This is a genomic window from Flavobacterium sp. CAN_S2 (genome assembly GCF_015752255.1).
In the GTDB taxonomy this organism is placed as follows: domain Bacteria; phylum Bacteroidota; class Bacteroidia; order Flavobacteriales; family Flavobacteriaceae; genus Flavobacterium.
In genome coordinates, this window is record NZ_JADOVA010000002.1 from 351652 (window position 1) to 374898 (window position 23247).

The window sequence follows — 23247 nt, forward strand, 5'->3', positions numbered from 1 at the left end:
ATGTAAATCAGTTAATAAATCGGTAATTGAATCTCAAACCTAAACTGTTTTCAGCATGGCCAAGCGCCAGAAATTGGGTTAAATTCATGGAAACTCCAAATTTGTTTTTATTAGGGCTAATGATAAAATACCGACCTACATATAGTCCTGAACATAAGCCAAATTGCTGATCACTTGCATATTCTGACACAAAACCCATTCCTATTTTACTGTCCTCGTCGGATAAAACATATCCTATTCCTGTTTCTGCACCCCAAAACCAATGCGAATTCATATTGAATTGAATATTGGGTTTTAGGCTAAAGAGGCTAAAGTTATTGTGACTGGCTCTTTCTTGCAGTGTGCTTTCTGGGGTTAGAATTCGAGTGTTTTTTCGGATGAACCGATAATCATAATCAAATCGGATTCCTAATTCAACTTTCTTTGAAATCAATTTTCCAGCTCTCGCATTCAAACCAATCGCCAGTCGGTGCGTCCGATACATTTCGATATGAACCGGCAAGGATGCATTCAGTCCCGATTCAAAATAAATAGGTTTCTTTTCTTTTTGAGCATCAGTATTTTCTAATTTGTTTTGTGCACAAATCGAATGACCCATTAGTAACATTATACTAAATAGTAAAACCAAAATCTTTTTCATTTCTTATTCAAGTTTAAATTAATAAAATGAATTAGGTTAAGATTTTTGAGTATTGTATAATAAATGAGGCTGTTTTACAATTGCTGAAAAGCAAGAGTAAAACAGCCATAAATATACAAAATATTACTGTAAGTATTTGAAAATCAGTATTAAACTTGAATAACTCCTAAATTAAATTTTTTCTCAATTGGCGAGTGATTGGCCGCTTCAATTCCGATAGATATCCAAGCTCTGGTGTCTTTTGGATCAATAATCGCATCGGTCCATAAACGTGATGCAGCATAATACGGAGAAACTTGTTCGTCATATCTCGCTTTTATTTTATCAAACAACTCTTTTTCTTTGAGTTCATCTACGACTTCACCTTTTGCTTTAAGCGATGAAGCTTCAATTTGTGCCAATACTTTTGCAGCCTGCGTTCCGCCCATAACGGCTAATTCAGCACTTGGCCAGGCAAAAATTAACCTTGGGTCATACGCTTTGCCGCACATAGCATAATTTCCTGCTCCGTATGAATTTCCTACGATAACTGTAAACTTTGGTACAACCGAATTAGAAACGGCATTTACCATTTTGGCACCGTCTTTTATGATTCCGCCATGTTCGGATTTAGATCCAACCATAAATCCGGTTACATCTTGTATGAACACTAAAGGAATTTTCTTCTGATTGCAATTGGCAATGAAACGCGTGGCTTTATCCGCACTATCAGAGTAAATTACGCCTCCAAATTGCATTTCGCCATTTTTAGTTTTGACCACTTTTCGTTGATTAGCCACAATTCCTACTGCCCAACCGTCAATTCTGGCATAACCGGTAATAATGGTTTGACCGTAACCATCTTTGTAGGCTTCAAATTCAGAATTGTCAACTAAACGATTGATGATTTCCATCATGTCGTACTGCTCATTTCTGGCTTTTGGCAAAACTCCATAGATTTCATTTTCGTCTAAAGCCGGTTTTTCAGCTTTAATTCGGCTGAAACCTGCTTTGTCAAAATTACCTATTTTGTCGACTATATTTTTTATTTTGTCTAATGCATCTTTATCATCTTTTGCCTTGTAATCCGTAACGCCCGAAATTTCACAATGGGTTGTTGCTCCTCCCAATGTTTCATTATCGATGCTTTCGCCAATGGCAGCTTTCACTAAATAACTTCCAGCTAAGAAAATACTTCCAGTTTTATCAACAATCATGGCTTCGTCGCTCATAATTGGTAAATAAGCGCCTCCGGCAACGCAACTTCCCATCACAGCAGAAATTTGAGTTATTCCCATACTGCTCATAAGGGCATTATTTCTAAAAATACGTCCGAAATGTTCTTTGTCAGGGAAAATTTCGTCTTGCAATGGCAAATAAACTCCGGCACTATCCACTAAATAGATGATTGGCAATCTGTTTTCCATAGCAATTTCTTGCGCACGTAAGTTTTTCTTAGCAGTGATAGGAAACCAAGCACCTGCTTTTACTGTAGCGTCATTTGCCACAACAATACATTGTTTTCCTCGGATGTATCCTATTTTTACCACAACACCTCCTGATGGACAACCGCCGTGTTCCGCATACATTCCTTCACCAACAAATGCTCCAATTTCTATACATTTCGCCTTTGGATCCAATAAATAATCGATACGTTCGCGTGCAGTCATTTTGCCTTCTCCGTGTAATTTTTGGATGCGTTTTTCGCCGCCTCCCATTTTAACTACGCTCAATTTTTGACGCAAAGCTGAAAGTAAAAGTTTATTGTGGTCTTCGTTTTTGTTGAAGTTCAAATCCATGATGAAATAGTGTTAAAAAAAGTTTGCGCTAAAATACAAAATCCAACTAAATAAATTTTATTATTTTAAATTGTAAATAATGAAAATCGAATATTTGTTTACTATTAAAACAAAAAAACAGAAGCGAACTTCTGTTTTTTTGTGAATTCAATAAAAAAGCTAGTAATTATTTTTTAGATTCATTTACGAGTCTTTTCAAAATTGCCCATTGTTTCAGTGCATCTCGGGCTTCTACAGCTGGATATCCTAACATGGTTTTTCCCGCCGGAATATCTCCTGTTACACCTGAACCGGCGCCCACTATGGCTCCATCACCTATAGTCGTGTGGTCTTTTATAGATGCGCTTCCGCCTATAATAACACCGTTTCCTAATGTCACAGATCCTGCCAGTCCACTGTTTCCAGCCATAATACAAAATTTCCCTAATTTACTGTTATGACCTATTTGGACTAAATTATCAATTTTGCAACCATCACCTAAAATGGTAGAACTAAATTTACCTCTGTCAACGCATGTATTTGCGCCAATTTCGACATTATTACCTATAATCACATTCCCAATTTGTGGAATTTTCACCAAGCCTCTTTGTGGGTCAGGACGAAAACCAAAACCATCTGCTCCAATTGTTGCATTGGGATGTAAAATACAGTCGTTTCCTATATGGCAGCGCTCTCTGATTACAGTTCCGGACCAGATAACTGTGTTTTTTCCAATGGTGCATTCATCTAGAATAGTCACGTTTGGATAGATTGTTGTGTTATCACCAATAACAACTTTTGGTCCAATATAAGAACCAGCTCCAATGCGGACTCCATTGCAAATAGTTGCTGTTTCGTCTATTATTGCGGTTGGATGAATATCAATGTTGAATAATGGTGTAGGAGGTGCAAAAAGTTCTAATACTTGTGACATCGCTAAATCAGCGTTTTTTACTTTTATGAAAGCCCTATTTTCTCCGGGTTCAATAGCAATATCTTCATTAACAACTGCAACACAAGCCTTAGATGCAGCCCAAAATTTTTCATATTTTTTGTTTCCAATAAATGAAATTTCAGATTCATTAGCGGCTTCAAGTTGTTCAGGTGCAGTAATACTGTGAAAAGTATTTCCCACTATTTCTCCTTTTAGAACTTCATTAATTTCTTGAATTGTGTAGGATTTCATTAAGTATATATAGGATTTGGTTGTTAAATATTTTTCAAATAAAAGAATTTACCCGTAGTTATCCTAATTAATCTTAGATTTTAGTGCTGTTAACGTATTACTTGATTGTTATTCAAGTCTTGTATGTTAATAGGTATTTTATACTTTATTACGACTGCCTTACCATCAATTTTTCCCGGTATCCATTTTGGACATTTAACTAAAGTCTTGATCACTGCTAGATCAATTTGTTTGTTCACACTTTTTATTACTTCAAAATGATTTAAAGTACCGTCCAATTCTACTGAAAATCCAATTATTACCTCGCCTATACTGTTATTTGGCGCTTTAAAATTAGAGGAAATGAAATCATAAAAAGCTTTGTTTCCACCAGGGAATTCTGGTTTTATGTAGTAAGGGAAAAAAGCTATTTCTGCCCCATTTTCATCAAAACATTTCCCATCAACAAATTCCCCGTTTTTAAAATTTTCGGTTCGTTTTACTTGGCCATTTTCAAAATAACGAGTTTGAATACCTTCTTGTTTGCCTTTAACATAAATCGCGAATGATTCTCTTTTTCCGTTAGGGTGCCATCGTTCTGATGCACCATCAATTTGTCTCTTTTTATAGTTTGAGAAATAGTCCTTAGAATAGATACTATCGTTGATGTAAAAAGTAGTTCTGATCGTTCCTTTGCCATTTGGTTCATAAATAGTATAATAAATCGCATTATCTGAAGACGGTAACTCTTTAAAGTCTTCAGTAAAGTATACTTTTTTCTGAGCATAAAAAATTGTGCAGGATAACAAAACGAATAGAAGAAGTAATTTTTTCATTTGATAAAGGGTAATTTTAAAACAAAAGTAATAAAAAAATCCTACAATTTAGCGTTTTGCTCATTGCAGGATATTTTTTAATTTTAAGATGAATTTATTCTTCTTTTTGTCCCATCATCATTAGATATGCTTTCAGGAATTCATCAATTTCTCCGTTCATCACTCCATCAACATTACTGGTTTCATATCCGGTACGAACATCTTTGACTAACTTATAAGGCTGCATCACATAATTTCTGATTTGGGAACCCCATTCTATTTTCATTTTCCCGGCTTCGATATCCGCGCGTTGTGCCTGTTTCTTTTTTAACTCAATTTCGTATAATTGAGATCGTAACATTTGCATAGCACGTTGTCTGTTGTCTTGCTGGGAACGTGTTTCAGAACATTGTATTTGAATTCCGGTTGGTTTATGAAACAATTGTACTTTAGTTTCTACTTTATTTACATTTTGCCCTCCCGCACCGCTGGATCTTGAAGTCGTAATCTCAATATCAGCAGGATTTATCTCAATTTCTATACTATCATCTACAAGCGGATACACATAAACAGAAGCAAACGAAGTATGACGTTTGGCGTTGCTGTCAAAAGGTGATATTCTAACCAATCGATGCACGCCATTTTCTCCTTTTAAATAACCAAAAGAATAATCACCTTCAAATTCGAGTGTTACGGTTTTGATACCGGCAGCTTCTCCTTTCTGGAAATTCAGTTCTTTGATTTTGTAACCGTATTTTTCTCCCCACATCATGTACATACGCATCAGCATTTCGGCCCAGTCACAACTTTCAGTTCCACCGGCACCGGCAGTTATTTGTACCACGGCACTCAATGTATCCCCTTCGTCCGAAAGCATATTTTTGAATTCGATGGCTTCAATATGCGCTTGCGTAGCGATGTATTGTTCGTCTAATTCTTCTGGACTAAGTTCTCCTTCTTTGTAAAAATCATAGGCGAGTTGCAATTCTTCAGTCATTTCGACCGCTTTATTGTAATCTTCAATCCACTTTTTCTTGTTCCGAAGGTTTTTTACAATAAGTTCAGCTTCTTTGGCATTATTCCAAAAGTCAGGTGCGAAAGTTTTTTCCTCTTCGTTAGAAATTTCAATTAGCTTGGCATCAACGTCAAAGATACCTCCTCAACGCACCAAGGCGCTCTACAATACCTTTAATTTGTTCGGTAGTTGTCATAAAATTATATTAATTTAATAGGTCTGATTTCAATATTTATCAAAAATGCCGTTCTGTACTACAATTAGTTTAGTTTTAACGGAACTAGTTGGAATTAACAAACGGTATTGTGTAAATTTGTGGCACAAAAATAGAAAAATTTTACGCAGGGACAAGTCGTGATTTGCTCTTATCAAAAATAAAAAAATAATATGGAAATAAATTTAGTTAGCGATACGATTACAAAACCGTCACGCGAAATGTTGGTTCACATGTTGAATGCCGTAGTAGGTGATGATGTTTATAAACAAGATCCTACGGTTATTGAACTTGAAGCAAAGGTTGCAGAAATGTTCGGAATGGAAGCGGGACTTTTTTTTCCTTCAGGAACTATGGCCAATCAAACGGCGATAAAATTACATACACAGCCTGGAGAACAATTGATTGCCGACAAATATGCGCATGTTTATCATTACGAAGGTGGTGGAGTTTCCTTTAACAGCGGTGTTTCTTGTTGTTTATTAGACGGAAATCGCGGAATGATAACCGCGGAACAAGTTGCTGGAGCGATTAATGATCCGGAATTTTACCACAGTCCGCTAACGAGTTTAGTTTGTGTTGAAAACACAACAAATAAAGGCGGTGGTGCTTGTTATGAACTGGAAGATTTACAAAAAATAAAGATGGTTTGTGATGCTAACAATTTAAAATTTCACATGGATGGTGCTAGAATCTGGAATGCTTTGGTAGCCAAAAATCAAGACCCAAAAGCATTTGGAAAATTATTCGATACCATTTCAGTTTGTTTGTCTAAAGGTTTGGGAGCGCCAATTGGTTCGGTTTTATTAGGTGATAAAGCTACTATTCATAGAGCGTTGCGAATCCGAAAAATTCTAGGTGGCGGAATGCGTCAGGTAGGTTATTTGGCGGCAGCCGGAATTTATGCTTTGGATAATAATATAGAACGCCTTGCCGAAGATCATCGAAGAGCTAAAGAAATAGGTGAAGTTTTGAAAAAGGTAAGCTGGGTGGCATCAGTAGAGCCGGTTGAAACTAATATTCTGATTTTCTCGTTGGTTCCAAATTGTATCGAAAAGAATTTAATTGAATTGTTGAAACAAAAAAATATTTTAATCAGTTCGATGGGTCATGGAAAATTGCGAATCGTTACGCATCTTGATTATAAAGAAGTAATGCACACGTATGTATTGGAAACACTGCAAAAGTTAGTGTAATTCTTCTTGGGGAATTTGTTTAAAGTTTAAGGTTTAAAGTTTTTATCGCAATCAAAAAACGTTAAACCTTAAACTTTAAACTTTTTTATTTAAACAAATCTTCCATTCCTGGAATCATTGGCATATCCATTTTGGTAACGGCATCCAGTTCGTTCTGATTCACATTTGTCGCTTTTTCAATCGCTTTATTCAATACTAAAATCAAATAATCTTCCAGTTGATCTTTATCTTCTAATAAAGTGTCGTCAATGGTGATTGATTTTATAGTTCTGTTAGCAGTCAAAGTAACTTTTAATAAAGTATCCGTACTTTGCTCGTCAATTAGAACAGTATCTAAACGTTTTTTTGTGTCTTCTATCTTTTGTTGGGTCTCTTTAAGTTTGCCCATCATTCCCATTAAATCCATGTTTTAATTTTTTAAATTAATTTGATTTACAAAATTACTATATTGCATAGTCATAATCAATAAAATATTCATGAAAAATAAACTCATCCTCAGTTGTCTTTGTGTTATTTTTGCAGCATCAAATACTAAAATTAAAGCACAAAAAATGTCAAAAAATATTCCAACTCCAATAGCTAAAATAATTCCAAAAACTTTAGAAAAACATAACGAAAAAAGAGTAGATAATTATTTCTGGTTAAACGACAGAGAGAACCCGGAAGTAATCGATTATTTGAATCAGGAAAATACTTATTATGATGCTATGACTGCGGATACGAAAGGTTTTCAGAAAGAATTATACGAAGAAATGAAAGCCCGCATCAAGGAAGACGACCAATCGGTTCCTTATTTATACAATGGTTATTATTACATTACGCGTTTTGAAACGGGAAAAGATTATCCTATTTATTCTCGAAAAAAAGGAAGTCTTACCGCTACTGAGGAAATTTTGTTCAACTGTAATGACTTGGCCAAAGGACAAACCTACTTTCAATTGGGCGGTCTGAGCGTTAGTCCGGATAATAAATTTGCGAGTTTTGGAATCGATACTGTTGGAAGACGTATTTATACGATACAAATCAAAAATTTAGAAACAGGAGAAATTCTTTCGGATAAAATTGAAAATGCTACTGGAAGTTCAGTTTGGGCAAATGATAATAAAACGATATTTTACACCAGACAAGACAAAGTTACGTTGCGTTCTGATAAAGTTTTCAAACATAAATTAGCTACAGATGCTGCTGCAGATGTATTAGTTTTTAATGAAAAAGACGATACATTCAACGTTTCTGTAGGTAAAGAAAAGTCAAAAAAATACATTGTAATAGGTTCTGGAAGTACATTAACTACTGAATATAGAATTTTAAATTCAGATAATCCAGACGGAGAATTTGTGGTTTTTCAACCAAGGGTTCGCGGATTAGAATACAGTATTTCTCATTTTGGTGATTCTTTTTACATCATGACCAATAAGGACAAAGCGACTAACTTCAAGTTGATGAAAACTCCTGAAAATGCAACTGCAAAAGAAAATTGGAAAGATGTAATCGCTCACAGAAAAGACGTTTTACTAGAAGATATTGAGATTTTCAGCAACTATTTGGTTGTAGAAGAACGTTCTAATGGTTTGAATCACATTCGCATTATGCCTTGGAGTGGGGAAGGGGAATATTATTTGCCTTTTGGGAGCGAAACATATAGTGCTTACACAACGACAAATGTGGATTTCGATACTGATATTTTGCGTTACAGTTACCAATCTTTGGCAACACCATCTTCGGTTATTGATTTTAATATGAAAACCAAGGAGAAAGAAATCAAGAAAGAGCAACAAGTTCTAGGAGGCAAATTTGATAAAAATAATTATATCGAAGAGCGTGTTTGGGCTACAGCAACTGATGGAACCAAAGTCCCAATCTCAATGGTTTACCACAAAGGATTGAAAAAAGACGGGAATAATCCGGTATTGCTTTATGCTTATGGTTCGTACGGAGTGACAATGGATGCTTATTTTTCATCAACACGTTTGTCAATTTTGGACAGAGGTTTTGTTTTTGCAATAGCGCACATTCGTGGTGGCGAAGATTTAGGAAGACAATGGTATGAGGACGGAAAATTATTGAAAAAGAAAAACACATTCACTGATTTTATTGATTGCTCTAAGTTTTTAATTCAGGAAAAATATACTTCACCACAACATTTATATGCTGAAGGTGGTTCAGCAGGCGGATTATTAATGGGAGCAATAGTCAATATGGCGCCGGAACTATATAATGGAGTAATTGCTCAAGTACCTTTTGTGGATGTAATTACCACGATGCTTGATGACACGATTCCGCTTACAACCGGAGAATATGATGAATGGGGAAATCCAAACGAGAAAAAATCGTACGATTATATGTTATCGTATTCTCCTTATGATAATGTAAAAGCACAAAAATATCCTAATATGTTTGTTTCAACTGGACTTCATGATTCTCAAGTTCAGTATTGGGAGCCTGCAAAGTGGGTTGCAAAGCTACGAACCCTAAAAACAAATGATACTGTTTTATATCTTAATACGAATATGGATGCCGGTCACGGTGGTGCTTCAGGACGATTTGAAGCTCTAAAGGAATTAGCAAAAGAATATAGTTTTTTATTAGATTTAGAAGGAATTAAAAACTAATTAGATTTTTTTTGTTAGATTTGCAACATTCGTGTTTAATGTAAAATTGCCACGACTAACTATTTTTTTATGAAAAAAGAAATAACAGCTTATAATAATGTCTTAGAATTAATAGGTAATACTCCACTTATTAAGCTAAATAAAGTTACTGAAAATTTAGAAGGGAATTTTTACGCTAAAGTAGAAGCTTTTAATCCAGGACATTCCTCAAAAGATAGAATAGCATTATACATAATTGAAGAAGCTGAAAAGAAAGGTATTTTATCTCCGGGTGATACCATAATTGAAACCACTTCCGGTAATACGGGTTTTAGTTTAGCCATGGTAAGTATCATAAAAGGCTACAACTGCATTCTTGCTGTTAGTTCTAAATCATCTAAAGATAAAATAGACATGCTTCGCAGCTTAGGCGCTAAAGTGTATGTTTGTCCGGCACATGTTTCTGCTGATGATGAACGTTCTTATTATAATGTAGCGAAACGTTTACATGAAGAAACGAAAGGATCGGTTTATATCAATCAGTATTTCAATGAGTTGAATGTTGATGCACATTATAAGTCTACCGGTCCGGAAATTTGGAAACAAACTAACGGAGCAATTACACACTTAATTGCTTGTAGTGGTACAGGCGGAACTATTTCAGGTACTGCAAAATACCTAAAAGAACAAAATCCAAATGTTAGAATTCTTGGAGTGGATGCTTTTGGTTCTGTATTGAAAAAATATCATGAAACCAGAGAATTCGATAACGATGAAATTTATCCATACAGAATAGAAGGTTTGGGAAAAAATCTGATTCCATCTGCAACGGATTTTGATATTATTGATAAGTTCATGAAAGTGACGGATGAGGAAAGCGCTCATGCTGCCCGTGAAATCACCAGAAAAGAAGGTTTATTTGTTGGATATACTTCAGGAGCAGTAATGCAAGCTATAAGACAATATGCAGAAGAAGGTGAATTTGACGAAAACAGTAATGTAATCGCAATTTTCCCGGATCACGGTTCTCGTTACATGAGTAAAGTATTTAGCGATGATTGGATGAACGAACAAGGTTTCTTTGACAGTATCAACGAAGAAGAAGTTCAAAAAATTGAAATGATAAAATAAGTTCAAGATTATAAATTAAAAATCCCCATTTGCTTCTGCAAATGGGGATTTTTTTTTGAACATAAATGAAGAACATTTGCTTATTTAATCCAATAATTCAGGATTATTAAGTATCAATTCAATTTTTTTAATAGTGATTGTAATCTGACTCATTTGTAATTCTATATTTCTAAAAAAGAGGCTAATATCTCTGTTGACCCAACTTTCAGAAATAACTCTGGCTCCCAAACTAATTCTTAAAATAGCACTTTCAATTTCTGTAGTATATTTTACATTAACTGCTTGACCAATATGACATTTTTGGGCAGCAAGTCGAATGATTTCTAAAGAAGAACCTTCAAACTGATCCGATAAATCAGAATTTAATAAAGTGTATAATTTCTTTACTTTATCAACAGATAATACTTCATTGTTTTTAAAAATAAAGAAAGGAAAAATGGTGCGAATATTTCTTATTCCAAATTCTTTACTGCTGTAACTCTTGGTTTTTGTTTCATCACCATAAATAGGCTGTAAAAAAGTGGCTTCTTTTATGGAGTCATCTACAAAATTGCAAAACATCTCAATACCCATATTTCGATATAAAATAGGTGTTTTATAATACCTGTCCATTTCAACCACGGCGGCATTCCAGCGCATATAGGAACCGTAGTTATAACCATCAGATAATTCATTTGAACAAAACCATGAAGTTGGCCAATCAGAACGATTATAATATTGGGTTAAGCCTTTGGGTAATGTGTTTTTTACAGATTGAATTAATTTATTTACATTTTTAGGTAAAATTAATGCACCGCAGTATGGAGGACCAGTGAAGAATTTACTCCCGGTAATGGTCACAATATATCCTTTGTTTAAGTAATTTTGTATGTCTTTTGGATCTAATCTTAGCTGTGAACCATCTACAATTATTTGAATTGATAAATCTTCAAGTGAATTTAGTTTTTTAATAAATTCGTCGCTTGGAGATTGATATCCTAGTTTTGACTGGTCCATAGTATGTAACACAATGTGCCTGCCCTGATTTTTAGTCTTAATAATGGCATCAAATACTTCCTGATCTAATTGATTAGACGATTTTAATGCGCCATTTTGATCTCTAAAAGGGATTTGTATTAAATCAACATCTCTAAAACCTTCAATTTTTGTATCTTTTTTAATTGGATGATTTAAAGCAGTAGTGTTTTCAAAATGACACCCTTTTAAGGCCGCAGCAACGCCACTACCAGTTTCATCAGAGGCAACCAGAATATGTGTAATTTCTTTGTCGGAGATAATTTGAGTTATGGCTGCTATTTGAAGTGATGAATCAGTACCTGATGGTGAAAAAATTATTTCACATTCCTCATTTAATTTAAATATGTGTCTCAGGTTATTTTTTAGCAATTCAGAAAACTCGATCGTAGTATCTTGAAAACCTTTTTTCAAGCTATTTCTAATTAATATACTTCTCACTTTATCTGTTTTATCAAAAGCAAAATTAGAAACGCTCGACGCTGTAGAAGAAGCAAATGTAAATGCATCAGGTCTTGGGAATGGACGACATCCGTATTTGTTTAGCAAATGAATTTCGTCTATGTTCAATCTAAGATCACCACCAGACATCAACATGTATTCTGTAGGTTTTGCAAGATTTTCGATAATAGGTTTCCAAGATTCTTTGAGTTCAGTATTAGAATTTTTTAAACCATGAAAAGATTGAAGCTCTTCATTTATTAATGACGATTCAGCATTTAAAGAAATATCATTTTTGATTAAATTAATTAGAATATAATCAAGATTCTCTAATTTTTCTTTATCATCTTTAGGGAGTAAATTATAAAATATCCGAGTTACTTCAAGAGCTGCAATATCACATAAAACAACATCTTTTTTCTCGGCGTTCAAAGCTTTGTACCATAGCTGCCATTCGATTCCATATCTTAGATAGACTAAAGCTAAAATGGGTTTGTTCAAAAAGGAGGAACCAATTATAATTGATTTGTTGGGTACAATTTTGAAAATAGTGGGCTCACTGGTTGAAGTGATGATATTGATGTTATTTATCTTTGGTACGGTATTAAATCTTTTTAAAATGCGAACTAAATAGTCTACATTTTCTTTTTCAAATAAACTGGTTCTTTTATATTGATTTTCAATTAGAATATTGTTTGTCATATATTTTATAATTTTAAGCGTTCCTTAGAACGATATTCTGTATTGCGAATAATTTGCTCTCTAACTAAACTCATTCAATCAAGAATTATCTTTTGTAGAAAATCTTCACAAAAAATAATTGTGTTTCTAATGGTTTTATGTTTCGCTTGTTTTTGAGACGTTGCATTTCGCAAAAGTGAGCAAATATAAGAAACTTGGTAGCAGTAAAAAAGATATTAAAAAATACTCGTTTCTAAATCCTCTATTTTTAGTTAAAATCCGATATTTAAAAGGTATTTATACAATAATTTGAAGGCAAAAGCTGATTAAAAATTGTTTTGAAAAACTGTTGATTTATTTCTTGTAAACTTCAGAAAAGTTAAATGAAAGAAATGACACAAGCTACATTGTTAGTTCATAAATTGTAAAACAAAAAAACTCCAGCCAAAGCTAGAGTTTTAACTATAATTATAACGAATTTTAAGCTTCTTCCATCGTGTGATACACGTTCATTACGTCATCATCTTCCTCTAGTTTTTCAATTAGCTTTTCGATGTCCGCCATTTCTGCTTCCGATAATTTCTTTGTAATCTGCGGAATTCTTTCAAATCCAGAAGAAAGAATTTCCAATCCTCTGTTTTCTAATTCTTTCTGGATGGTTCCAAAACTTCCAAAAGGAGCATAAATCAAGATACCGTCTTCATCTTCAAAAACTTCCTCAGCACCAAAATCGATTAATTCTAATTCCAGTTCTTCAGGATCAATTCCGTTTGCAGGAATTCTAAAGTTGCAGGTGTGATCAAACATAAATTCTACAGAACCTTGAGTTCCCATAGTTCCGTTGCATTTGTTGAAGTAACTTCTAACATTAGCTACCGTTCTATTGTTATTATCCGTGGCAGTTTCCACCAGAATTGCAATTCCATGAGGCGCATATCCTTCAAATAAAACTTCTTTATAATTGGCTGTGTCTTTATCAGTTGCTTTTTTTATGGCGCGTTCCACATTTTCTTTCGGCATATTTACTGCCTTAGAGTTCTGGATAACAGCTCTTAATCTGGAGTTGGCATCAGGATTTGGTCCGCCTTCCTTTACAGCCATTACAATATCTTTTCCAATTCTGGTAAATGCTTTGGCCATTGCTGACCAACGTTTCATTTTTCTTCCTTTTCTAAACTCAAACGCTCTTCCCATTTCTATTTCTTATTTTGAACTGCAAAAATACAGTTATTAGTTATTTTTTCAAATATTTTTGTTAATCAATTGGAACGTGTTTCGAAATAAAATTTGTTCCCGTCGTATTCCAGTTATTGATCGCGTTGGAGCGCTCTGTATTGAACTTTGTATTCAGTTTGTTGTAGGTTCCTACTTCTTTATTCAAAGCATTTACGAGCGAATTAAAATTATCAATTTCTGCTTTAGATCTTGCATTCGCGGCTTTGTCGTCCATGATCTTTTTGTTTTCCTGAAATTTTTGGTTCAACATCATAAAAGCAACAACTCCCGGTGCAAATTCTAACGCTTCTTTTTTACTGAATTCCAATACTTTTTTGGTAGCGTTTACAAGCATTAAGTCATTTTTGTATGGTTGAAATGTCTTTAGTTTTTCCAAACCTTCATTCGAATACTGTTCTAGTACATTGCTGTTTTGTTGAATTGCGTTCAAATTGTTATCAGCAATCGCTTTCATCAATACTGACTCTGTGAAATTCACTTTGAAAAAGATTAGATATAATTGAGTGTGATTTTCGAAAACTTCATTGGATATTTTCATTTTCTTGCCCAATTCACTTTTATCTTCCCCAATTTGAATCCCGTATTTAGTAGCAAATATTTTTTGGTTTGCATTCAATTTATCCACTTCCTCATTGATTTTAGCATTGACTAAATCTCTTGCCATAATGTACGCTTCCATAAAGTCATAGGATTGTTCAGCAACTTCCTGCATGTTTATTATTTTGTCATATTCCTGATTAATTTGCTTTTCAGAAATGGCCAAATAAGATAAAAGTTGATTTCTATATTCCACATCACCTTTGTAACCATCTTTAAGAGCTTCTATTTTTTTAGCTGCGGTTTGTATGCTTTTGACTAATGTTTTTCTCGTCACATCTATTTTTCTGGCATTTTTGCTGTGTGCCACTGCCGAAGTGTATTTCCAAGTTGTTCGGGAAATAATATCGGTTTCCTTACTGATATAATTCAAATAATCTACAGGCGTTTTGAATTCCTGAGCATTACTAAATGTTGTAACGAGCAAAAGTAAGAGCAAGGTAAAGGTTGGTTTCATATTTTAGGATTGGTTTATTTGGTTATAGTGTTGTAATCATTTAGTATTGCAATTGCTTCCTCTAAATAGGGACTGTTTTTTAAATTTTTAATTTTATATGCATTGCTTTCTTGCTGAAAAGTATCAAATTTTAGATTCTCTAAATCATATGAAGTATTCGAAAGAGTAAAATCACTTTCACTTTCCACTATTTTTTTTACTTTTTCCCAAAGAGAGTCAATTTCATGTACATCCTCAAACACATCTTTGAAAACTAATCGTGTTGGTTTTTTAGGATTGTTATAAAGTGCATTAATCTGTTCATTTGCTGTATTGATTTCATTAAAACGAACATTTGCTTTAACTCTTGTTTGGCTTAATGATGTTAGTTGTGGGAAATAAGTTCTTGGCAACGGACTGAATCTCGCTTTGGTAGTAATGATGTCATTTTTCAAAGCTGTTTTGTAACTGTCCTCACGAGAAGTAATACTGTCAAATAAAACCGGTAGCGCAATATCTGGTATAATTCCTTGCATTTGATGGCTTTTGCCGGAAACTCTGTAGAATTTTTCAATAGTTACTTTCACAAAATCCTGTTGGTTTTTTTCGTCCAAAGGCAAAATAGCCTGCATTGTAGCTTTTCCTAATGAGGTGCTCCCGATGATTATTCCGCGGTTGTAATCTTGGATAGCTGCTGCAAAAAATTCGCTTGCTGAAGCAGAATTCCCATTTATCAGTACTATCAAAGGACCATTGTAAACGCTACCGCGATTAAAATCTTTCAAGATAGTTTGCTGGTCTTTGCTGTCTACTAAAACCGATAATGGACCAATATCTATAAACATTCCGGCTAATTTAATCGCTTCTTGTATAGCGCCGCCACCATTATTCTGGAGATCAATCACTAATCCTTTGATGTTGTCTTTTTGAAGTTTTACAATTTCTTTGGCAACATCATCAGCGCATCCTTGAACGGAATTTCCATCAAAATTTGAATAAAAACTGGGGATATTGATATAACCAATTTTCGCTTCTTTTTCGGCAATAAAACTATAGACTACATTATCCGTCGCTTTCATCACTTGTTTTCTAAGAAATACAGTCATGACAGCTCCATTTTTTTTCTGAATGGTTAATTCTATGTCAGTATTGGAATCTAAAAAAATCAATTCTCCAATTTTTTCAATAGAAGAACAGGAAACGGTATAGCTGATTCCTTTGGTATTGGAAACGGCTAGAATGATGTCATCTTTTTCAAACTTACCAGTTTTTGCAGCAGGACCGCCGGGAACTATTTCTTGCACAACGATTTCTTCTTTCTCATTAAAACCTACATTCAGCCCTAATGATAATGTGCTGGTGGACAAACCCGACATGAAGCTGGATTTTGCAGCCAAAGAAAAATAATTCGAATGCGGGTCAAAATAGGTACAAAACAAATTCAAAAAAGTGTTGTGTAAATCACTTTCTATTCGGCCTTTAGTATCTAAAATACTGTTTACCTGACACAAATTAGCATCAAATAACTTTATTTTAGTTGTTTTTTCGAGAGAGGAAAAATTTTGATTTAACGAATCTAAATTTGAACTTAGCTTCGAAATATCTTCCAGGATATCATACCGAATTCTCTTTTTCCAAATACGTTCTAAATCTGTTGCAACTAAATCAAAAGGAAATTTTTTCTTCGAAAATTTCACTGAATCATTGGAAGTGTAATCAAACGGTTCTTTTTGTATTTTCTCTAAAACTTTCTTTTTTCTGTTTAAAGCCAAAGTGTAGACGGCAACAAAATCATTCATAAACGAACAATTATTCTGCAGAAGATAATTATCCAGTTGGAGTCTGTGTTCGCATAGTTTATCGTACTCAATCTTGGTAAATAAGTTTCGGTTTGAATCCAAAGCATCCAAAAAACCATCAAAAACAAAAACCGATAAACTGTCGTCTACCGGTTTAGGTTGATAATGTTCACGTTGTAATAACGCGTTTATTTTAGAAAGTGTTTCACAAGTTTTTGCGTCATTTTGACCAAAAAGTGAAAATGTAGTAAGCAAAAATGCTAGTGAAAGTTTCTTCATTTATTTTTATTTCTTGTAAAAAGGTAATTTTACAACTTTGGCAGGAACATCATTTTTACGGATTCTGATAAAGATTTCGCTGTCCAAGGCACTGTTTTCAACAGTTACGTAACCCAAACCAATTCCTTTATTCATTGATGGTGACATGGTTCCCGAAGTTACAATCCCGATTACATTTCCAGCTGCATTCACAATTTCGTAATCGTGTCTTGGCACCGCACGTTCTTGCATTTCAAAAGCGACTAATTTTTTAGTAACACCAGCTTCTTTTTGTTTTTTCAGATTTTCTGAATTCGTGAATTCTTTAGTGAATTTTGTAATCCATCCCAAACCAGCTTCCAGTGGCGATGTCGTGTCGTTGATGTCATTTCCGTACAAACAAAAACCCATTTCCAATCTCAGTGTATCACGAGCTGCAAGACCAATTGGTTTAATACCAAAAGCCGCACCCGCTTCAAAAACTTTATTCCAAATTTGTTCTACTTCGGAGTTCTTGCAATAAATCTCAAAACCTCCGGAACCAGTATATCCTGTAGCCGAAATAATTACGTTTTCGATACCGGCAAAATCACCCACTTCAAAATGGTAATATGGAATCGCAGATAAATCTTTTGAAGTTAACGATTGCATTGCTTCAACCGCTTTTGGTCCTTGAATGGCCAATAAAGAATAATCATCCGATAGGTTTTTCATCTCCACACCCAAATCATTTTGAGACGAAATCCAATCCCAGTCCTTGTCAATATTCGACGCATTTACGACTAATAAATACTGCTCGTCTTTCATTTTATAAACCAGCAAATCATCTACAATTCCGCCGTCGTTGTTTGGCAAACAAGAATATTGCGCTTTTCCGATGGTCAAAGTCGAAGCATCATTTGAAGTCACTTTCTGGATTAATGCCAATGCATTTGGACCCGTAAGCAGGAATTCACCCATGTGAGATACGTCAAAAACACCCACGGCATTGCGTACCGTTTCATGTTCTGCATTTACTCCTTCATATAAAATGGGCATATTGTATCCGGCAAACGGAAGCATTTTTGCTCCCAAACTCTCGTGTATGTGCGTAAGCGCAGTATTTTTCATTGTGTTTTTATATAAAATTTGAAGTCGCTAATTTATTGATTTTATTTCGGGTGACAAAGGCGGAGCGAAGCAAAGTTTAAAGATTCAAACGTTTTCGCAACAATTCATATTACAGAATTTGTAACCATTTTTTTAGGAGCTATTTCCTGCTTTTTACTTCAATCTTTTTATCCGCAAAAAAGGCGTATAATAAGGATTTCCGTTACAATCAGGGCTAGGGAATTTTAGTTCAATTAACAATTTTGTTTCCTATAAAATCCGTAATTTTAGACAAACAAATTTTCATGACGAATCCTATTTATATCGACCAAAAAGAAATCCTGAAACATTACAAACAACCGGACAAGCATACGCACAAAGGAATTCAGGGACATGCTTTAATCATTGGCGGAAGTTATGGCAAAATAGGAGCAATCAGTTTGTCTTCGAAAGCAGCTTTGAAGACTGGTTGCGGATTAGTCACCGTTTTTATTCCAAAATGTGGCTACACAATTCTGCAAACCGCGATTCCTGAAGTCATGGTTCTTACAGATATTAACGAGGAAATAATTTCTAATATCACTTTTGACATTAAACCGCAAGCCATCGGAATTGGTCCTGGTTTGGGTCAGGCCGTAGAAACCCAAAATGCGCTGTATCAATTTCTGAAAACAAACAGAATTCCGCTTGTTATAGACGCTGACGCATTAAATATCATCTCCAAAAACAAAAAATTGTTAGCTTTACTACAACCTAAAACGGTCATCACGCCACATCCCAAAGAACTGGAACGATTAATTGGAAAATGGGATTACGAAGAGGAGAAAATGAGTAAAGCAATCTCTTTCTCAAAACAGTATGAAATTATAATCGTGATGAAAGGCGCACCCACCCGAATCATCGATGGCGAAACCGTTTATGAAAATACCACCGGAAATGCTGCGCTTGCAACCGCCGGAACTGGCGATGTTTTGACAGGAATGATTTGCAGTTTATTGGCACAGTCCTATGAACCTGTCAGTGCCGCAATTCTTGGAGTGTATCTTCATGGTTTAACTGCTGATATCGCTTTACCGCAAACTGGCTATCAATCGTTCATCGCTTCAGATGTGATTGCGAATATTGGGAAAGCCTTTTTGAATATTATTGAATAAAAAGTTTTAAAAGGTTTTCAAAAAAATTATATTTTCAATTCGTTAAACAAATCAATCAGTTTACTATCTGATGGTCTTGGGGCATCGAAATTTACAATATTACCATTTGGATCAATAAGAATGAATCTGGGAATTTTCTTAATGGCATAACCTTTAATAAATTCGGAATTGAAGTCCATATCTGCTAATAATTGAATTCCTCCCAATTGTTTTGCGTTTATAAGATTGCTCCATTTTTGTCGGTCTTTAATATTGTCAACAGAAATGCTAACAAACTGAATATTTTTACCTTGATATTCTTCTTCCACTTTTTTCAAAGATGGTACTTCCTTAAGACAAGGCTCACACCACGTTGCCCAAACATCTATGTAAACATATTTCCCTTTTAGACTTTCTAAAGACGTTTTTCCACCTTTTTGGTTTTCATAATCAAATTGTGGAGATGCTTTGTGCGGTTGTGTCGCTATTATATTATTATAAATTGTAGTTAAACTCTCTTTTAATTTCGGATTATTTGTAGTTGAAAGATATTCTTGATATATTTTTTCATAATTCTGATAATCAATATTTACGTCATAAATGGAATTCTGAATTATGAAATTTTTAAGATTTTGACTTTTAAGAGCTTTGATATTAATGATTTTATTTATAGTGAAATCAAGATCAGTTCCGTCAAATTTTATATTATTAAAGAATTTTAACGTAGCTAATTTTTGGTATTCACTAGAAAATAAAAAATCAGCATCATTATCCAAATCTACTCTTTCTTCAAATTTTGGAAATTTATCTGAAACTTTAAATCCTTTTAATTGAGCATGAAAATTATGATAATTTTCATAAAACAACAAGTGTTTTTGCTCTAAATAATTGATATTAGCAACCTCTTTTTCTTTGAAATAGGCATTAGAAAATTTAGTTTTATTGTACAATTCAGAAATAGAAATTTTAATTTCATTCACTTTGTTTAGGAACTCCATTTCATCTAATTTGTATAATTCTTCATCTGAAATTTGAGAGGTTATATTTGATTTTTCAGCTACATATTGATTCTCGATACTACCTTGTCCTTTAAATTTTAAACTTGTATTAAAAACGTTGTCATCAGCTAGTATCATCAAATTAGTCTCTTTTGACAAATAGATTGGGATGCTATTTTTGCCAGTTTCAAGGGTGTAAATTCCATCATATGTTATGTTAATGTTTTTTGAAAAACTACCATCAGCTTTTAATTCAATTTCTTGCTCAAATAATTCTCCTTTAATACAGATTGTTCCTTTCTCGGTATTTGTAATTTTTCCTGAAATTGTTATTAGATCTTTTGAAGTTGTGAATGAGGCTAAAATTAAAATTAGCAATAGATAAATAGTTTTTTTCATATCTGGTTTTTTATAAGATTATTCAAATATAAACTAATTCCTATAAAATTATTAGTTAATTTATAAATAATAAAATTAAAAGGTGTTGTTTGCTTTTATAAAAATAACATTCCTAAATGAATTTTACCCCACTTATTTGTAAGTTTGTATCCAAGCAAAATTGCTTTATCCAATTCGATTATGGAAAAAACACCCCATCTTAGAACCGTAAATGTTACGCGATACATCACTCCGCTGCGGGAAGGCGGTTCTTTGCCTGCGCTAGCTGAAGCCGATGATGATTTTAAATATGTATTGAAATTCAAAGGTGCCGGACATGGCGTAAAAGCCTTGATAGCCGAATTAATTGGCGGAGAAATTGCCCGTGTTTTAAACCTGAAAATGCCGGAACTCGTTTTCGCAAATCTCGACGAAGCTTTTGGACGTTCTGAAGCCGACGAAGAAATTCAGGACTTACTTCAAGGGAGCCAAGGCCTGAATTTGGCGTTGCATTATTTATCGGGAGCCATAAATTTTGATCCTGTTGTTACTTTGGTGGAACCAAAATTAGCCTCGGAAATTGTTTGGTTAGATGCTTTTATTACAAACGTGGACAGAACGTTTAGAAACACTAATATGTTAATTTGGCATAAAGAATTATGGCTGATTGATCATGGCGCAAGTTTTTATTTTCATCATTCTTGGACCAATTGGGAAAAGCATGCACAAAGTCCTTTTGCACTGATAAAAGACCATGTATTGTTGCCTCAGGCTTCTTTGTTGCCAGAAACAGACGCAAGTTTCAAAAAAATATTATCTGAGGATGTATTGCAAAACATCGTAAATATGATTCCGGAAGTTTGGCTTCATTGGGAAGATACCGATGAAACTCCCGAAGCAATTCGGGAAGTCTATTTTCAGTTTTTAAGAACACGTTTGAACCATTCCGAAATTTTTATAAACGAAGCACAAAATGCAAGAAAAGCACTTATATGAGTATGCCGTAATCCGAGTTGTGCCAAGGGTAGAACGCGAAGAATTCCTCAATGTGGGCATTATTCTTTTTTGTAAAAAAGCAAAGTTTATTAAGGTTTTATATTCGGTTAATGAATCCAAACTCCAACTTTTTTCTGATGATTTGGATGTGGAACAACTGCATTTAAATGTACAGGCATTTGCAAAAGTGGCACATGGCGAAAAATCAGGTGGGCCCATAGCGCAATTTGATATTCCATCGCGTTTTCGTTGGCTGACAGCGCTTCGCAGCTCTGCAATTCAAACCTCAAGACCACATCCGGGTTTGTGTGATGATTTGGAACAAACCACACAACGCTTGTTTGAAGAAATGGTATTGTAAATAAATTTAAAACTTTTGTAAAGTCATTTCTCAAAAACAGAATACTTTTTTGCAGTCAATAAAAGAATATTAAAATTTAAGAAACCTTATTCAGGTGACGCGCAAGATGCATCCCCATACTAAAGCAAGCCTGAAGAAGATAACCGCCAGTGGGCGCATCCCAGTCCAGCATTTCACCGATACAATAATTACTTTTTTTGTTTTTTAGTTGGAAATTTTCATCCACAGCACTCAGTTGAATGCCTCCTGTTGTGGATATGGCATCGTTCAGTAAGGCAGAACCCGTGATTTCGATAGGTAATTTTTTTATGTTTTGTGCCAATAATTCCGGATTCAAATAAGTTTCTTTGGAAAGGTATTTTTTCAAAAGTCCAATCTGTGCAGGACTCAATTTTATTTCTTTTTGTAATGTTTCGCTGGTCTTTTTAAAAGTTGATTTTTTAATCTTTTGAACCAAATCATCATAAAGTAAGGTTGGTTTCATATCCAAAAAAATTATAGCTTTTTGATGGCTCTCCAATTCCTCCCGAATTTGTGGACTCAACGCATAAATGGCATTTCCTTCTAAGCCAAAACGTGTGATTACCGCTTCGCCTTTTTGCTTTTTATTCAAACAGCTAATCGTAATATTTTTAAGCGGACTGCCTTCATGTTCTACAATAAAATCTTCCGGCCAATTCACACGATACGCACAATTTGAAGATTGAAAAGGAACTACAGGAATACTTTCCCTTTCGAATAAATCTAGCCAAGAACCATCAGAACCGGTTACTTTCCAGCTCCCGCCGCCCATCGCAAAAATGGTATAGTCGGATTTTATTGTTGTATCGGTATTAAAAACGATATCATTTTCATTCGTCCAACCTTTCCAAGTGTGTTGGTACTCAATCGCAACGCCTTGCTTATCCAGAACATTTAGAATGGCGTTGAGAACAGTAATAGGTTTGATACCACTTTCAGGATACACGCGTTTGCTACTGCCGATGTAGGTTGGAATACCAATCGAATCAATCCACTGTCTAAAGTCTTCGTTATCAAAATCAAGCAATGCTTTTTCCAGAAAATGAGGAGGTGTATAGCGTGCAATCAATTCCCCAATGGGTTCCGAATGTGTTAGGTTAAATCCTCCTTTTCCGGCCACCAGAAATTTCCTCCCCAGTGTTTTATTTTTTTCATAGATGGTAACCTTGAATTTATTACAATCCAATAATGCAGCGAGTATAAGTGCTGCGGGTCCTCCTCCAATAATTGAAACTGATTTTTTCACAGCACAAAAGTAGACTTTGTTTTACCCGTAAACGCCGAT

General features: G+C 34.4%; 19 protein-coding genes. 6 read left to right on the plus strand and 13 right to left on the minus strand.

What is annotated here, in order from left to right; all coding sequences use genetic code 11:
• Positions 1-7: 7 nt before the first annotated feature.
• The 5 genes from IWX80_RS09375 to prfB all read right to left on the minus strand — a co-directional run bounded on the left by IWX80_RS09375 (position 8) and on the right by prfB (position 5588).
• Positions 8-640: a hypothetical protein gene (locus IWX80_RS09375; RefSeq protein ID WP_196853200.1), complete on the minus strand. Its 633-nt coding sequence runs from the start codon at positions 638-640 to the stop codon at positions 8-10.
• Positions 641-789: 149 nt separating this feature from the next.
• Positions 790-2418, minus strand: a complete 1629-nt coding sequence (locus IWX80_RS09380) for an acyl-CoA carboxylase subunit beta (protein WP_196853201.1) — start codon at positions 2416-2418, stop codon at positions 790-792.
• 166 nt (positions 2419-2584) lie between these two features.
• The gene (gene lpxD, locus IWX80_RS09385) at positions 2585-3583 is read right to left on the minus strand and encodes a UDP-3-O-(3-hydroxymyristoyl)glucosamine N-acyltransferase (RefSeq protein ID WP_196853202.1); all 999 of its coding nucleotides are present in this window, start codon (positions 3581-3583) and stop codon (positions 2585-2587) included.
• A gap of 89 nt (positions 3584-3672) precedes the next feature.
• Entirely contained in the window at positions 3673-4398 is a 726-nt protein-coding gene (locus tag IWX80_RS09390) for an energy transducer TonB (protein WP_196853203.1), read from the minus strand.
• A gap of 94 nt (positions 4399-4492) precedes the next feature.
• Positions 4493-5588, minus strand: a protein-coding gene (gene prfB / locus IWX80_RS09395) for a peptide chain release factor 2 (protein ID WP_196853204.1) whose coding sequence is annotated in 2 segments (ribosomal slippage) — positions 4493-5524 and positions 5526-5588 — 1095 coding nt in all. Because the reading frame shifts where the segments join, the coding sequence is not laid out codon by codon here.
• Between the two features lie 191 nt (positions 5589-5779).
• On the opposite strand from prfB, the gene IWX80_RS09400 reads away from it, so the two are divergent.
• Positions 5780-6802 (plus strand): threonine aldolase family protein, encoded by a 1023-nt coding sequence (locus IWX80_RS09400; protein WP_196853205.1) that lies wholly within the window; start codon positions 5780-5782, stop codon positions 6800-6802.
• Between the two features lie 85 nt (positions 6803-6887).
• Here IWX80_RS09400 and IWX80_RS09405 read toward each other — a convergent pair whose 3' ends face one another.
• A complete protein-coding gene (locus IWX80_RS09405; RefSeq protein ID WP_113665668.1) occupies positions 6888-7208 on the minus strand; it encodes a YbaB/EbfC family nucleoid-associated protein in 321 nt (106 codons plus the stop codon).
• Positions 7209-7353: 145 nt separating this feature from the next.
• Between IWX80_RS09405 and IWX80_RS09410 the strand changes: the two genes are divergently transcribed.
• A complete protein-coding gene (locus IWX80_RS09410) occupies positions 7354-9414 on the plus strand; it encodes a S9 family peptidase (protein WP_442899836.1) in 2061 nt (686 codons plus the stop codon).
• Positions 9415-9483: 69 nt separating this feature from the next.
• The gene (locus IWX80_RS09415; protein WP_196853207.1) at positions 9484-10524 is read left to right on the plus strand and encodes a PLP-dependent cysteine synthase family protein; all 1041 of its coding nucleotides are present in this window, start codon (positions 9484-9486) and stop codon (positions 10522-10524) included.
• Between the two features lie 84 nt (positions 10525-10608).
• Here IWX80_RS09415 and IWX80_RS09420 read toward each other — a convergent pair whose 3' ends face one another.
• From IWX80_RS09420 to gcvT, 5 genes are all read right to left on the minus strand, one after another.
• On the minus strand, positions 10609-12681 hold the full coding sequence (locus tag IWX80_RS09420; RefSeq protein ID WP_196853208.1) for a hypothetical protein: 2073 nt from the start codon (positions 12679-12681) through the stop codon (positions 10609-10611).
• Between the two features lie 459 nt (positions 12682-13140).
• Positions 13141-13854, minus strand: a complete 714-nt coding sequence (locus IWX80_RS09425; protein ID WP_113635578.1) for a YebC/PmpR family DNA-binding transcriptional regulator — start codon at positions 13852-13854, stop codon at positions 13141-13143.
• A gap of 61 nt (positions 13855-13915) precedes the next feature.
• Entirely contained in the window at positions 13916-14950 is a 1035-nt protein-coding gene (locus tag IWX80_RS09430) for an LIC11966 family surface protein (RefSeq protein WP_196853209.1), read from the minus strand.
• Between the two features lie 14 nt (positions 14951-14964).
• Positions 14965-17007: a carboxy terminal-processing peptidase gene (locus IWX80_RS09435; RefSeq protein ID WP_196853210.1), complete on the minus strand. Its 2043-nt coding sequence runs from the start codon at positions 17005-17007 to the stop codon at positions 14965-14967.
• Between the two features lie 6 nt (positions 17008-17013).
• Positions 17014-18096 carry a glycine cleavage system aminomethyltransferase GcvT gene (gcvT, locus tag IWX80_RS09440; protein ID WP_196853211.1) on the minus strand — a complete coding sequence of 361 codons (1083 nt, stop codon included), beginning with the start codon at positions 18094-18096 and terminating at the stop codon, positions 17014-17016.
• 242 nt (positions 18097-18338) lie between these two features.
• Here gcvT and IWX80_RS09445 point away from each other — a divergent pair, with 242 nt between their 5' ends.
• Positions 18339-19229, plus strand: a complete 891-nt coding sequence (locus IWX80_RS09445) for an NAD(P)H-hydrate dehydratase (protein ID WP_334682305.1) — start codon at positions 18339-18341, stop codon at positions 19227-19229.
• Between the two features lie 26 nt (positions 19230-19255).
• Here IWX80_RS09445 and IWX80_RS09450 read toward each other — a convergent pair whose 3' ends face one another.
• Complete coding sequence (locus tag IWX80_RS09450; protein WP_196853212.1) at positions 19256-20605, minus strand: TlpA family protein disulfide reductase; 1350 nt, start codon at positions 20603-20605, stop codon at positions 19256-19258.
• Positions 20606-20785: 180 nt separating this feature from the next.
• On the opposite strand from IWX80_RS09450, the gene IWX80_RS09455 reads away from it, so the two are divergent.
• Positions 20786-21580, plus strand: coding sequence for a HipA family kinase (locus IWX80_RS09455; RefSeq protein WP_196853213.1), 795 nt, complete (start codon positions 20786-20788; stop codon positions 21578-21580).
• Complete coding sequence (locus IWX80_RS09460) at positions 21558-21941, plus strand: DUF3037 domain-containing protein (RefSeq protein WP_196853214.1); 384 nt, start codon at positions 21558-21560, stop codon at positions 21939-21941. The genes IWX80_RS09455 and IWX80_RS09460 overlap by 23 nt, the downstream gene beginning before the upstream one ends.
• A 76-nt stretch (positions 21942-22017) precedes the next feature.
• Here the strand turns inward: IWX80_RS09460 and IWX80_RS09465 are convergent, their stop codons facing one another.
• Positions 22018-23208, minus strand: a complete 1191-nt coding sequence (locus tag IWX80_RS09465) for an NAD(P)/FAD-dependent oxidoreductase (protein WP_196853215.1) — start codon at positions 23206-23208, stop codon at positions 22018-22020.
• Positions 23209-23247 lie beyond the last annotated feature (39 nt).

Excerpts from the sequence above, each read along its gene's own strand:
- IWX80_RS09390 (WP_196853203.1), bottom strand. The coding sequence starts at position 4,398 with ATGAAAAAATTACTTCTTCTATTCGTTTTGTTATCCTGCACAATTTTT.
- IWX80_RS09430 (WP_196853209.1), bottom strand. The coding sequence starts at position 14,950 with ATGAAACCAACCTTTACCTTGCTCTTACTTTTGCTCGTTACAACATTT.
- lpxD (WP_196853202.1), bottom strand. The coding sequence starts at position 3,583 with ATGAAATCCTACACAATTCAAGAAATTAATGAAGTTCTAAAAGGAGAA.
- IWX80_RS09425 (WP_113635578.1), bottom strand. The coding sequence starts at position 13,854 with ATGGGAAGAGCGTTTGAGTTTAGAAAAGGAAGAAAAATGAAACGTTGG.
- IWX80_RS09375 (WP_196853200.1), bottom strand. The coding sequence starts at position 640 with ATGAAAAAGATTTTGGTTTTACTATTTAGTATAATGTTACTAATGGGT.
- IWX80_RS09420 (WP_196853208.1), bottom strand. The coding sequence starts at position 12,681 with ATGACAAACAATATTCTAATTGAAAATCAATATAAAAGAACCAGTTTA.
- gcvT (WP_196853211.1), bottom strand. The coding sequence starts at position 18,096 with ATGAAAAATACTGCGCTTACGCACATACACGAGAGTTTGGGAGCAAAA.
- IWX80_RS09435 (WP_196853210.1), bottom strand. The coding sequence starts at position 17,007 with ATGAAGAAACTTTCACTAGCATTTTTGCTTACTACATTTTCACTTTTT.
- IWX80_RS09400 (WP_196853205.1), top strand. The coding sequence starts at position 5,780 with ATGGAAATAAATTTAGTTAGCGATACGATTACAAAACCGTCACGCGAA.
- IWX80_RS09450 (WP_196853212.1), bottom strand. The coding sequence starts at position 20,605 with ATGAAAAAAACTATTTATCTATTGCTAATTTTAATTTTAGCCTCATTC.
- IWX80_RS09405 (WP_113665668.1), bottom strand. The coding sequence starts at position 7,208 with ATGGATTTAATGGGAATGATGGGCAAACTTAAAGAGACCCAACAAAAG.
- IWX80_RS09460 (WP_196853214.1), top strand. The coding sequence starts at position 21,558 with ATGCAAGAAAAGCACTTATATGAGTATGCCGTAATCCGAGTTGTGCCA.
- IWX80_RS09455 (WP_196853213.1), top strand. The coding sequence starts at position 20,786 with ATGGAAAAAACACCCCATCTTAGAACCGTAAATGTTACGCGATACATC.
- IWX80_RS09410 (WP_442899836.1), top strand. The coding sequence starts at position 7,354 with ATGTCAAAAAATATTCCAACTCCAATAGCTAAAATAATTCCAAAAACT.
- IWX80_RS09415 (WP_196853207.1), top strand. The coding sequence starts at position 9,484 with ATGAAAAAAGAAATAACAGCTTATAATAATGTCTTAGAATTAATAGGT.
- IWX80_RS09380 (WP_196853201.1), bottom strand. The coding sequence starts at position 2,418 with ATGGATTTGAACTTCAACAAAAACGAAGACCACAATAAACTTTTACTT.